This is a genomic window from Chromobacterium sinusclupearum (assembly GCF_002902845.1).
GTDB classification, from domain to species: Bacteria; Pseudomonadota; Gammaproteobacteria; order Burkholderiales; family Chromobacteriaceae; genus Chromobacterium; species Chromobacterium sinusclupearum.
On the sequence record NZ_PPTF01000055.1, the window covers coordinates 1 to 11,121 of the forward strand.

General features: G+C 63.3%; 8 protein-coding genes. 3 read left to right on the forward strand and 5 right to left on the reverse strand.

Translation table 11 applies throughout. The features are described 5' to 3' along the window. Window positions 1-146, reverse strand: a 146-nt coding sequence (locus tag C2134_RS22070; protein WP_146042145.1) for a phage tail protein, incomplete at its 3' end; no start/stop codon positions are given. 244 nt (window positions 147-390) lie between these two features. Between C2134_RS22070 and C2134_RS11600 the strand changes: the two genes are divergently transcribed. Further along, the gene (locus C2134_RS11600; RefSeq protein ID WP_103320206.1) at window positions 391-2,664 is read left to right on the forward strand and encodes a DNA internalization-related competence protein ComEC/Rec2; all 2,274 of its coding nucleotides are present in this window, start codon (window positions 391-393) and stop codon (window positions 2,662-2,664) included. Here C2134_RS11600 and C2134_RS11605 read toward each other — a convergent pair. The 4 genes from C2134_RS11605 to C2134_RS11620 are packed head-to-tail and all read right to left on the reverse strand — an operon-like array spanning window position 2,651 to window position 7,421. Continuing rightward, entirely contained in the window at window positions 2,651-3,541 is an 891-nt protein-coding gene (locus tag C2134_RS11605; RefSeq protein ID WP_103320208.1) for an ATP-binding response regulator, read from the reverse strand. The two genes, C2134_RS11600 and C2134_RS11605, sit on opposite strands and share 14 nt — an antisense overlap. Beyond that, window positions 3,531-6,113: an ATP-binding protein gene (locus tag C2134_RS11610; RefSeq protein WP_103320209.1), complete on the reverse strand. Its 2,583-nt coding sequence runs from the start codon at window positions 6,111-6,113 to the stop codon at window positions 3,531-3,533. Before C2134_RS11610 ends, C2134_RS11605 begins: the two co-directional genes overlap by 11 nt. A gap of 10 nt (window positions 6,114-6,123) precedes the next feature. Continuing rightward, complete coding sequence (locus tag C2134_RS11615; RefSeq protein WP_103320211.1) at window positions 6,124-6,900, reverse strand: ParA family protein; 777 nt, start codon at window positions 6,898-6,900, stop codon at window positions 6,124-6,126. Between the two features lie 35 nt (window positions 6,901-6,935). Beyond that, window positions 6,936-7,421: a surface-adhesin E family protein gene (locus C2134_RS11620; protein ID WP_103320213.1), complete on the reverse strand. Its 486-nt coding sequence runs from the start codon at window positions 7,419-7,421 to the stop codon at window positions 6,936-6,938. A 272-nt stretch (window positions 7,422-7,693) separates the two neighbouring features. On the opposite strand from C2134_RS11620, the gene recQ reads away from it, so the two are divergent. Together recQ and argJ are read left to right on the forward strand one after the other, a co-directional pair. Beyond that, entirely contained in the window at window positions 7,694-9,490 is a 1,797-nt protein-coding gene (recQ, locus tag C2134_RS11625) for a DNA helicase RecQ (protein ID WP_103320214.1), read from the forward strand. Window positions 9,491-9,578: 88 nt separating this feature from the next. Beyond that, window positions 9,579-10,796 carry a bifunctional glutamate N-acetyltransferase/amino-acid acetyltransferase ArgJ gene (argJ, locus tag C2134_RS11630; RefSeq protein WP_103320216.1) on the forward strand — a complete coding sequence of 406 codons (1,218 nt, stop codon included), beginning with the start codon at window positions 9,579-9,581 and terminating at the stop codon, window positions 10,794-10,796. Window positions 10,797-11,121: the final 325 nt, after the last annotated feature.

Below are 11,121 nucleotides of genomic sequence, written 5' to 3' on the forward strand. Positions count from 1 at the left end.
GGGGGGGTGCCACCGTAATAATTGCCAATGACGGCATACAGCGCCTGATTCTGGCTGACCTGCAGCGTCTGACCCTGGCATTGCGCCCAGTCAATCGGCGGATAGTCAAAACCAAAGGGGATAATGGTGCCGATATAAGCGTCCACGTTTGCTCCTTCGTCGATGATCCTGTCGGCGGAATTGCCGGCAAGGGAGAAACATCCATCGTTGACATAGGTTTAGCCCATGGGGACGCGAATTCAATCGTCATTGTCATAATTTATGATAAGTAGTTCCACTTAAGCATTTTCAACCACAGTTCAAGGCGTAGCGCAGGACGGATGGAGATTGCGCGGTGGCGGGGGATGCCCCGCGCTTGGGCGTGGATGGAGCCATGTCTAGGGGACGGGCATGCCGTTACTGATGGGGTGGGCTGCTGGGATTGTGGCTTGCGCTTTCCTGTCCGAATTGCCGGCTGCCAGCGCGCTGGCCGGGATTGTCGCGGGTGCGGCGGGGCTGATGTGGCGGGCGATCCCGCGTTGGCGGCCGTACACCGTCTTTCTCTTAGCATTGACGCTGGGGCTGGCTTATGCCGACTGGCGCGCGCAGCAGCGAATGAGTCAGGAGCTGGCGGCCGAATGGGCGAAAAAGCCGGTGGAGTTCATCGGCACGGTGCGGGGCTTGCCGGACCCGGGCGAGTTTGGCGTGCGGTTAACGCTGGAGGTGGAGCGCGTGTTGACGTCCGGCGCCTCGTTGCCGCCCAAGGTGCAGATATTCGATTACCGAAATCAGGTTTGGCCGCCTGGCAGCCGCTGGAGGCTGTCCGCCCGCTTCAAGCCGCGGCGCGGTAGCGCCAACCCGTTTGGCTTCGATGCGGAACAATGGCTGTGGTCGGAAGGGTTGCTGGCCAGCGGTTCGGCCGGCAAGGAACGGTTTCGCCTGGCGGACCGCGCGGATGCGATGGCATGGGTCGATGGCTGGCGCGCCGCGCAGGTGGGGCGGATCGAGAGCGTGCTGGGCGTCGGGCGTGAGTCGGCGTTGGTGGCCGCGCTGACCGTCGGCGCCCAGCAGCGGGTGGCGCGGGAGGACTGGCGCTTGTTCTCCGCCACCGGGCTGACCCATATCGTTTCCATTTCCGGTCTGCATATCACCATGTTGGCCGGTTTGGCCGCCTGGGTGGCTTCTTGGCTGCTGCGGCGCTGGCCCATGTTCAGATCGCCGCGGGTGGCCACGGCGGCGGTCGCCTGGCTGGTGGCGGCGGGCTACGCGCTGCTGGCGGGGTTCTCGGTGCCAACGCAGCGCACTTTGTTCATGCTGCTGGTCGGCGGCGGCTGCCTGTTGCTGCGCCGCCAGCTATCGCCGTTTCAGGCCTGGTGGCTGGCCTTGGCGCTGGTGTTGCTGATCGACCCGTTCGCCGTATTGGCGCCGGGATTGTGGTTGTCGTTTGGCCTGGTCGCCGCCCTGATGTTCGGATCGTGGGCGCGCAGACGACCGGCTGCGGCCTGGCGCGCCGCGCTAGGCGGCCAGTGGTCGGCGGCAGTCGCCAGCCTGGTGCCGTTGGCGGCTTGGTTTGGCGGGTTTCCCCTGGTCTCGCCCTTGGCCAATGCGCTGGCGATTCCCTATGTGTCCTTGCTGTTGACGCCCGTCGCGCTCTTGGCGGTGTTGTTGCCCTGGGATGGTTTGCTGCCCTTGGCTGGATTCTTGGTTCATGGGTTTTACTGGGGCGTGGATTGGCTGGCGCGAGGGCCGGCCTGGCATGTTGCCGGCCCGCCATGGCCCTTGCTGGTTTTGGCCGGGATCGGCAGCGTCTGGCTGATTGCGCCGCGTGGCGTGCCGGGCAGGGGTTTGGCCGGCTTCTTGTTGCTGCCCGCGCTGGTTTATCGTCCGGCAGGGCCGGAGGAGGGGGCCTTCCGGGTGACGGTGCTGGATGTCGGACAGGGGCTGTCCATGCTGGTGCAGACCGCGCAGCATGCGCTGTTGTTCGATACCGGCGCCGGCGATGCCGGGCGGGTGGTGCTGCCGCAGTTGCGCGGCTTGGGGGTGGCATCGCTGGATGCCTTGCTGTTATCGCATCACGATGCGGATCATGACGGCGCGGCGGAAGGCGTGTTGCGGGAGATGCCGGTGCGGCGTTTGCTGGCGGGGCAGCCGCAAACGCTGCGCGCCTGGCCGGCCGGGCCTTGCCGGCAGGGCGATGCATGGACCTGGGATGGCGTGCGCTTCGAGGTGCTGGCGCCATTGCCGGATATGCAGCCGACGGAGGACAACGCGCATAGCTGCGTGTTGCGGGTGGCTGGCGCGAAGCATGCGCTGCTGGTCAGCGGCGATGCGCCGGCGCTGGTGGAGGAGGCGCTGGTCGCGCATTATGGAGAGCGCTTGCGCAGCACGGTGCTGATTGCAGGCCACCATGGCAGCAGAACCTCAAGCAGCGAGGTTTGGCTGAAGGCGGTCCGACCGCAGTTGGCCGTGGTCAGCGCCGGCTATATGAATCGTTATCGCCATCCGCATCCGACTGTGCTGCATCGTCTGCGGCAGCAGGGCATCGCGCTGCTGCGTACCGATCTGGACGGCGCCTTGACCCTCGAATTGGCGGATGCGGTGGACTGGCAATGCCTTCGCTTGCAGCAGGCTCGCTATTGGCGGGCGCGCGGCGATTGCGCGGCCCAGCCGCTCACGTCTGATTGACCACGGCGATCACGCGGTTGCCGTTGCCTTCGTAGCGCAGGCTGTCGAACGACAGCTTGCGGGCGATCAGAATGCCGCGGCCGTGGCAGGTCATCAGCGAGGCCGGTTCGGCGTTTTGATAGTACGCCCAGTCGAAGCCATCCCCCATGTCCTCAATGGTGAACTGCAGCTGATGGCCTTGGTGGTCGAATTCCAAAGCGACTTGGCGGTCGCTGTATTCCGGGGCCTGCAGCCGGTTTTCCAGTTCATTTTCCCAGGTGCCGGCGGCAATCAGCTGGCTTTTCTCTTCGTAGCTGATGCCCAGGTTGCCGTGCTCGATGGCGTTGACCAGCAGCTCGAACAGGCCGGTGGCCACGCGTTCCGGCTGGCGGCTGGTTTTGGCCAGCAAGGCGGTGATCGCCTGCGCTTCGCGGTGGGTGCGGCAGCGGAAGCGGGCGCTTTGCAGATGGCGCAGCGCATCGACATGCAGATTGGCCAGCTCGCGGAAATGCGCGTAGCGGTCCCAGTGGCCCACCGCCGCGCCGACGATGGCCAGCAGCATGTCGCGCGAGAACGGCTTGGTCAGATAGTAGAACGCGCCGGCCGCCAGGCCTTCCTGCACGCTGGAGGCGGCGCCCATCGCCGTTTGCATGATGACGGGCAGAAACTCCAGCCTGGGCTCGGCCTTGATCTTTTTGAGCACGTCGAAACCGCTCATGCCCGGCATCATCTTGTCCAGCAGGATGGTGGAGAATTGTTCGCCGTCGCGTTGCAGGATGTCCCAGGCCACCTCGCCGTTTTCCGCCAACTGGGTTTCGTAGCCAGCATCCTGCAGCAGCTCGGACATCAACTCAAGGTTGAACGGCTCGTCGTCAACGAGCAAGAGTTTATGAGGCATCAGGGAGTCCCTCCTCTAGGTTCCGCTGAAACTGCCGCGGGATGCAGAATGTAAATACGGCGCCGCCATCCGGCCGATTCTGCGCGCGGATCTGTCCGTGATGGGCATGGATGATCTCACGGCTTATCGCCAGCCCCAGACCGGTGCCGCCGGCGCCGGTTTTGGTGGTGCTGCTCTGGATGAACTTGTCGAATATGGTTTCCAGTTCCTTTTCCGGAATGCCCGGACCGGCATCTTCTACACTGACAATGGCCCATTCCCGGCCTTCCTGCTCGATCAATTTGGCGCGCACATGAATATCGGCTCCAACCGGACTGAATTTGACGGCGTTGGACAGCAGGTTGCGTATCACTTGGCCGATACGGAAGGGGTCGATGTCGGCGACCAGCAACTCGGGAACGCACTCCAGCTGCAGACGGATCTGGCTGCGGCTGGCCAGCGGGGTGATTTCATCGCAGGCGTCGCGCAAGCACTGGCTGAGGTTGTTGCGGCTGATCGAATAGTCCATGCGGCCGACTTCCATCTTGGCCATGTCCAACAAGTCGTTCAGCAGCGTCAGCAGGCGGTTGCCGCTGGCATTGATGCGGCCGAAGTACTGTTCCAGCTTGCCGTCGTCCAGGCTGCGCGCGCGCAGCTGTCCCATTTCGGTGAAGCCGAGGATGGCGTGCAGCGGCGTGCGCAGCTCATGCGACATATTGGCGAGGAATTCGGTCTTGGCGCGGCTGGTTTCCTCGGCCAGCACCTTGGCCCGCCGCAGCGTGTCTTCCACCGAGCGCTGTGCCGAAATGTCCTGGTATACCCAGATGGTGCCGAGCTTGGGCACCGATGGATTAACCGCCTTGCCGTGCAGCCGGCACCAGAACAGCTTGCCCTTGCCGGTGCGCAGCCGCACTTCGATCTGCACCACCTTGCCGTCGTTGAGCAGGCTGTACAGCGCCTTGCCAGTACGCTCCCATTGATCCGGATTTTCAAAATAGGGCAGGGTCGGCTGGCCGATCACGTTGCGGCCCTGCTGCTGGAACAGCTCCAGAAAGGCGTTGTTGACCTGGCGCAGGTGGCGATCGACGATATAGGCCATCGCCAGCGGGCTGGCATCCAGCAGCGCCGATAGTTGCCGGCTCTGCACTTCTACCTGTTCGGCCAGGCTGTTTTTCAGGCGGATCAGCGCTTCTTCCTGCTGTTTGCGCACCGTAATGTCGCGGCAGACGGTGACATAGAACCAGTCGTCCGGCATCACCACGCGGCTTAGCGATAGCTCAACAGGCAGCAACTGGCCATCGCTGCGCAGCAGGCTGGCTTCGAATGGCCGGCCCTCGTGCTCCAGGGCGGTTTGTTCGAAGGCTTGATTGGGATGGTGGCTGTACAGCTCCGGAAACAGCACGCCTACCGGCAGGTGCTCCAGCGAGGTCGCGCTCTGTTCCACCAAGCCGGCCGCAGCAGGGTTGGCCTGCAGGATGTGCCCGCCGCGGTCGATCAGAATGATGGCGTCCGAGCTGGCTTGCAGAATGGCGCGCTGGCGCGCCTCGCTCTGCGCCAGCGCCTGTTCCGACTGGACGCGGTCATTGATTTGCTCGTTCAGGCTGCGCGTGTTCTGCTCCAGCTGTTGCTGCTGTAGCTGCAACTGGCCATGCAAGCGCTGGTTCTGCCGCAGTTGGCGCTGCTGCAGCAACAGCAGCAGCGCCAGGATGCCGGCGGAGGAGCCCAGCATGGTCCAGGCGGAGGGCGGCAGCATCGGGTGAATCGGCTCAAGCGCGTAAGCGCCCAGCAACAGCTCGTTGCCGCCCACCGTGCTGCGCCGCGAGAAGCTCGGCGCATCGGAAGGAATGGCCTTGCCTGGTTGCGAGTCCAGCAGGGGAATGTCCGGCTGATTCTTGCTCCAGACCAGCAGCCGCACATGGTGCAAGGGGTTGTCGGCGACCAAGGCGTCGCCCATGGGCTGAGTCAGCCGCTCCTGGCGCAGATTCAGCAGCAGCAGCGTGTGGTCGTCGCCCAGCCGCGTGACGATATCCAGCCGATGGCTGCCGGAACCGGCTCCCTGGCTGGGAAGCAGCATGGGCAGATCGCTGCGGCGCGCCAAATCGAGCAGCCACTTGGTGTCGCCCTGGTGGCTCAGGTCCAGGCCTTGCGGCAAGGCGTTGGCATCGTCCGGCAGATAACTGGCCACCGGGTAATACTGCATTTGCGCCGGACTGGGCACCAGGTGTTGGTTTTGCAGATAGCGTATGCCGGTGGCGATGCGGTTCTCAAAGGCCTCGCGCTGGTTCTGCTCCACCAAGACCACGGTGCCGATGCCGGCAAACGCGCTATCGTCGCGCGCGACGCGGCGGGCAAGTTGCTGAAAGGCATGCGCTGGGTCGCCGTTTATCAGTTGTTGCGCCATGATGCGCGAGTGTTCCAGCGCATCGCCCAGCTGCAGCACCACCAGGCCGGTGGCCAGCGAGCCCCAGTGCTGCTGTTGCTGTTGACGCTCGTTGCGGTCGTGCTCCAGCAGCAGCCAGTATTCAGTCAGCAGCAGCGCCGCGCTTAGCGCGATGCCCAGCAGCAGCGTGGAGAGGCGGTTCAACCGCGGCATATTAGCCCCGTCAGCGTTCGCTTAGTTCTTGATACAGCGCCTCGAATTCGCGCGACAGTTTGTGGCGCGGGTCCAGGAAGATCATGGGGCGCGCGGCCTGGTGCGATTCGCGGATTTTGACCGAGGCCGACAGCGGCGAGGCCAGCACCGGCAGGCCTTCGGCTTTCAATTCGTCCACTAGTTTGACCGGCAGGCTGGCGCGCGGCTGGAACTGGTTGACCACGATGCCTTCGATGAACAGCGCCGGGTTGTGATCGGCGCGGATCTCGTCGGCGCTGGCTTTCAGATTGTACAGGGCGTGGCGGGAGAAGGCGTCGCAGTCGAACGGGATCAGGCAGCGATCCGCCGCGATCAGCGCGGAGCGGGTGTAGAAGTTCAGCGCCGGCGGGGTGTCGATCCAGATTTCGTCGTAATGCGGTGCCAACAGGTCCAGCGCTTCCTTCAGCTTGAACATCTTGTAGCGCGATTCCAGCTTGCCCATCAGCTCGGCCAGCTCCGGGTGCGAGGCCAGCAGCGACAGGCTGCTGATGGCGGTGCCGCGGACGAATTCATGCGGCTCCTTGCCGAACAGCGAGATATTGAGCATCTGCTGGAACAGGTCGGCCACGCTGGGGGAGCCGACCGCCGCGGCTTCTCCCAGCAAGTACTGGCTGGCGTTGCCTTGCGGATCGAGGTCGATCAGCAGCACGCGGCGCCCCTGGCTGGCCGCCACCGCGGCCAGGTTGACGGCGATGGTGGACTTGCCCACGCCGCCTTTCTGATTGAATACCACGCGTCGGATGGTCATGACTGACTCCTGTTGATAGCGGTGCGGCGACAGGCTCAGAAGCCGGGCTGCCCTTTGCAGACCAGCAGCATTTGTTGATAACTGGCGGAATTCTGCACAACCGGCATGGATTTTATCTGTGCGTCATTATAGGTGAAGCTGGCGATCTGCCGGCCGTTTTCATCGAACAAGGTCATGTCCAGCAAGCGGAAGGTATGTTGCGAGCAATCGATCTGCCAGGTGTTCAGCGATACCTTGTGCCGAGGCGTGGTCAGGAAGTTTTCTTTTTTCAGATTAAAGATGGTCTTGCGGTCGCGGAAGGTCGCCAGCGCGCCTTGGCGCTTGATCGACAGCAGGTCCAGCTCATTGAGGATGTTGCCATTGGGCGAAACGCCCAGGTTCTGCCAGTCGGCGCTGGCCGGCTGCGTGGCGGGCGCGGCCGGCTTGGCCGCCGTCTGGGACGCCGTGGTGGACTGCTGCGGCGTGGCGGCGCAGCCGGCCAGCAGCATCAGGGCAAGCAGGGAGGCGATTTGGGTACGCATATCAGGGTCTCCGGAATTTCCCGCAAGTGTCGCATGGCGGAGGGGCGGCGGGGAACCGCCGCTGCGATGCGGCAGAAATTTTCAAAAATTTTGGAACTTAACTCGAGCAGGGGGAGTCTTTCACAGTGCGAGAGCATTTTTCCTCTTCGTTTCACATTGTCTCCATCCAACTTATGGCCGCCTCCCCGGGCGGCCACTTTTTTTGCCTATCGTCCCCCGCGGCGGATGCTTGCCGTACAATACCGCTTTTCCCGCAAGGCGTTTCTTCCGGCATGCACGACGCAGTCTCCATCCTTAATCATATTTTCGGCTATCCGGAATTCCGGGGCCAGCAGCTGGAGATCGTCGATCAGGTGGCGCAGGGCGGCCATGCCCTGGTATTGATGCCCACCGGCGGCGGCAAGAGCCTTTGCTATCAAATCCCGGCGCTGCTGCGCGACGGCGTGGCCATCGTGGTGTCGCCGCTGATCGCGCTGATGCAGGACCAAGTGGCCACGTTGCAGGAATTGGGCGTGGCGGCGGCCTGCCTGAATTCCGCCACCGGGCCGGACGAGGCGCGCGACATCGCCCGCCAGGCGCGCGCCGGCACGCTGGACCTGTTGTATGTGGCGCCGGAGCGGCTACTGACGCCGCGTTTTCTGGAGTTCCTGTCCCAGCTGAAGATCGCGCTGTTCGCCATCGACGAGGCGCACTGCGTCAGCCACTGGGGCCATGATTTCCGGCCGGAGTACCAGCAACTGGGCCTGCTGGCCGAACGCTTCCCCCAGGTGCCGCGCATCGCGCTGACCGCCACCGCCGACGAGCAGACCCGGCTCGACATCATCCATTACTTGAAGCTGGCCGAGGCGCGGGTGTTTTTATCCAGCTTCGACCGGCCCAATCTGTTCTATCAGGTGGTGGAAAAGCACAACGCCAAAAAGCAGTTGCTGGACTTCATCCGCCATGAGCATCAGGGCGCCACCGGCATCGTCTATTGCCTGTCGCGCAAGCGGGTGGAAGATACCGCGCAGTGGCTGCGCGAAAACGGCATCGAGGCGCTGGCCTACCATGCCGGCATGAGCCATGCCGAGCGCGAGGCCAACCAGCGGCTGTTCCTGCGCGAGGACGGCATCGTGATGGTGGCCACCGTCGCCTTCGGCATGGGCATCGACAAGCCGGACGTGCGCTTCGTCGCGCATATCGACATGCCGAAAAGCCCGGAAAACTTCTACCAGGAATCCGGCCGCGCCGGCCGCGATGGCCTGCCGTCGGCCAGCTGGCTGTGCTACGGCCTGAACGACGTGGTGCAGCTGCGGCAGATGATAGAAGGCGGCGAGATGGCCGAGCTGCAAAAACAGGTGGAGCTATCCAAGCTCGATGCGATGCTCGCCTTCTGCGAGACCGCCGGCTGCCGCCGCCAGCACATCCTGGCCCACTTCGGCGAACAAAGCCGCCCCTGCGGCCATTGCGACAACTGTCTGCATCCGCCTATCACTTACGACGCCACCGAATCGGTGCGCAAGTTGCTGTCCTGCATCTATAGAGTGGGTCAGCGCTTCCCCACCGGGCACGTCATCGACGTGCTGCTGGGTCGGCAGAATGCCAGCATCAGCCATCACCGCCACGATCAGCTCAGCACCTATGGCATAGGCAAGGACATGAACCAGCGCTGGTGGCGCTCCATTGTTCGCCAATTGGTGGCGCGCCAGCTGGTGCAGGTTGACATCGCCCGCGGCCAGTCTCTGGTGCTGACCGATGCCTGCCGACCGCTGCTGAAGGGCGAGCAAACCATCTATCTGCGGCCGCTGGCCGATGAGAAGAAGTCGCGCGGCAGCGGCGCGGCCGACCGCTGGCTGCGTACCGAACGCGAGGAGCGGCTATGGCAGGCGCTGCGCCGTTGGCGCCGCCAAGTGGCCGACGAACACAATGTGCCGGCCTATGCCGTCTTCTCCGACCGCACCTTGCGGGATCTGGTGGAGAAGCGCCCTGATAGCTTGGCCGGTTTGCAACGCATCTATGGATTGGGCGAACTGAAACTGGCCCGCTATGGCGACGCGCTGCTGGATTGCCTGCGCGCGGCGCAGGACTAAAGCCCAAGCGGCGCTGGACGTTTTGTTACGCCATGCGTGACCACATTCTTATACAATTGGTCGCATATTTGTAAATTCGGAGAATTCCATGGCAGTGAATCTGAATCCGCCGCAAGCCGGCCAGTTGCCGGCGATTGCCGGCGTCGAGCTGCTGGTGGCCGAAGCCGGCATCAAGACTCCGGGACGCAAGGATGTGCTGGTGGTCCGTCTGGACAAGGGCAACACCGTGGCCGGCGTGTTCACCCGCAACCGATTCTGCGCGGCGCCGGTGCGGCTGTGCCAGCAGCATCTGGCCGCAGGAGTGCAGATTCGCGCGCTGGTAGTGAACACCGGCAATGCCAACGCCGGCACCGGCGTGGATGGCCACAACCGCGCGCTGGCTGTCTGCCAGGCGGTAGCGGAGCAAAACCAGCTGCAAGTGGAGCAGGTGTTGCCGTTCTCCACCGGCGTCATCCTGGAGCCGCTGCCGGCCGACAAGATCATCCAGGCGTTGCCGACGCTGCGCCAGGCCGACTGGGCCGAGGCCGCCCAGGCCATCATGACCACCGATACCATTGCCAAGGCGGCCAGCCGCACGCTGGAAATCGACGGCAAGAAAATCTCCATCACCGGCATCGCCAAGGGATCGGGCATGATCCATCCGAATATGGCCACCATGCTGGGTTTCGTGGCCACCGATGCCGCCGTCACCCGCCCGCTGTTGAATCAACTGGTCAAGGAAGTGGCGGACCAGTCCTTTAATAGCATTACCGTCGATGGCGACACCTCTACCAACGACAGCTTCATTCTGATTTCCACCGGCAAGAGCGAAGCCGCGCTGATCGACTCCGTCGAACAGCCGGCCTACCTGCAGTTGAAACAGGCGCTGCTGGACGTGGCCATCGAACTGGCGCAGGCCATCGTGCGCGATGGCGAGGGCGCCACCAAGTTCATCACCGTCGAAGTCAACGGCGGCCGCTCGGTGGCCGAGTGCAAGGATGTGGCCTACGCCATCGCCCGCTCGCCGTTGGTGAAGACGGCCTTCTTCGCATCGGACCCGAATCTGGGTCGTCTGCTGGCGGCCATCGGCTATGCCGGCGTGGCGGATCTCGACGTCGATCGACTGTCTCTCTATCTAGATGATGTGCTGGTGGCCTGCGACGGCGGCCGCCATCCGGACTACCGCGAGGAACAGGGCCAGGCGGTGATGAACCAGAGCGAGATCACCGTGCGTGTCGAGTTGGGACGCGGCGCGGCCTGCGCCAAGGTGTGGACCTGCGACTTCTCCTATGAGTATGTCCGCATCAATGCCGACTACCGCAGCTGATCTCTCTATATAGATAAGTTGCAAAACCGGCTATCTGTGCAAAAAGCTCCCTTCCGAGGGAGCTTTTTGCATTTCAAGCCATAAGCACACACGGTCTGCCGGCCCTTCCTAAGGACGGTCCTGACGGGAAATAAATAATTTCATATTCATATATTGTTGCTTATCAGGCGTTTGCGCGACATCTCGTAAAAAACCTGCATTTTTCTCAAAAAACCTGTTGACCGAGGGTGAGGGCGCAGGTATAGTTCGCCTCCTCAGCTGACGCAGCGAACGAAACAGCGGAAACGAAACGGTTCCGCAGCGACGACGAAGCGGGCAGCACTGC